Source organism: Cryobacterium sp. MP_3.1 (genome assembly GCF_035984795.1).
Taxonomy (GTDB): Bacteria; Actinomycetota; Actinomycetes; order Actinomycetales; family Microbacteriaceae; genus Cryobacterium; species Cryobacterium zongtaii.
Genome location: NZ_JAXCHV010000072.1, coordinates 1 through 1,452, shown reverse-complemented (window position 1 = coordinate 1,452; position 1,452 = coordinate 1). Strand labels below are relative to the sequence as shown.

Sequence of the window (1,452 nt, the reverse complement as noted above, 5' to 3'; positions counted from 1 at the left end):
GGCGAATTCAACCAGTCGAAGCAACGCCCCGATCATGGAGGTGTCCGATGGGGCGTCCAGCAGGGTGGATGAAGGAATTGACGGGGAGGTCCCCGATGAAGTCCCCGGGTGCTCCGTCGCTTCGGCGGGAGGTTGAGCGAACGTTCTGGTTCGAGGTCGCGCGCGGTCTCTCGAGCGAGGATGCTGCGGTAGCCGTTGGCGTGTCGGCTGCGGTCGGCACTCGTTGGTTCCGACATCGTGGCGGTATGTCACCGTTCTCCCTCGCCCCACCGACCGATCGATATCTCTCCTTCGCTGAGCGTGAGGAGATCGCGTTGCTGCGAGTTCAACTCACGAGTGTTCGCGGAATCGCACGAGCGTTGGGCCGGTCGCCGTCGACGGTCTCACGCGAATTGCGCCGTAACGCGGCCACCCGCGGGGGAAAGCTTGAGTATCGGGCGTCTGTCGCGCAGTGGAAGTCGGAACTCATGGCGCAACGCCCGAAGACGGTGAAGCTTGTGGCCAACGACCGACTCCGTGACTATGTCCAGAACCGCCTCTCCGGGGCCGTCACGGACGCTAACGGGGCACCGATTGCCGGGCCAGAGACGGCGGCGTGGAAAGGCCGTAACAAGCCCCACCGCCAGGACCGGCGGTGGGCAACAGTGTGGAGTCCGGAGCAAATCGCCGGTCGCCTGCGCATTGATTTTCCGCACGATATGTCCATGCGGATCTCTCACGAGGCGATTTACCAGGCGTTGTATGTGGAAACCCGCGGCGGGCTCACCCGCGACCTCGTCGCGAATCTGCGGACTGGGCGGTCGTTGCGTGTTCCGCGCGCCCGTGCACGGTGCCGGCCGGGCGGCCATGTCACGGCCGACGTGACGATCGACAAACGTCCCGACGAGGTTGCTGAGCGGAAGGTTCCGGGGCACTGGGAAGGTGACCTCATTATCGGCACTGGTCGGTCGGCAATCGGAACGCTGGTGGAACGAACGACGAAGCTGACGATACTCGTCCACCTGCCGCGACTCGAAGGCTACGGCATGCAACCGCGCATCAAGAACGGTCCTGCGTTGGCCGGCTACGGTGCCGAGGTCACGAGGAAAGCGGTTGGGGAGCGGATGAGTGAGTTGCCCGGAAAGATGCGAAAATCGCTCACCTGGGACCGCGGCAAGGAACTGTCACAGCATGTCGAGCTGCGAGAGGCGACAGGTATTGCGATCTACTTCGCTGACGCTCACAGTCCGTGGCAGCGACCTTTGAATGAGAACACCAACGGGCTGCTGCGGCAGTACTTTCCGAAAGGCACTGACCTTGCGCGGTGGGGTGGCGCCGAGCTCGACGCCGTCGCTCACACGCTCAACAATCGACCACGGAAAGTGCTGGGCTGGAAGACACCGGCCGAGGTCTGGGCAGAGCACTTAGTATTGAGCGAACAAGTCGGTGTTGCAACGACCAGTTGAATTCGCC

At 63.2% G+C, this 1,452-nt stretch carries 1 protein-coding gene; it reads left to right on the top strand.

All coding sequences use genetic code 11. From position 1 onward, the window contains the following. Positions 1-68 precede the first annotated feature (68 nt). A complete protein-coding gene (locus RCH12_RS18470) occupies positions 69-1,445 on the top strand; it encodes an IS30 family transposase (protein WP_327017883.1) in 1,377 nt (458 codons plus the stop codon). Positions 1,446-1,452 lie beyond the last annotated feature (7 nt).

Excerpts from the sequence above, each read along its gene's own strand:
- RCH12_RS18470 (WP_327017883.1), top strand. The coding sequence starts at position 69 with ATGAAGGAATTGACGGGGAGGTCCCCGATGAAGTCCCCGGGTGCTCCG.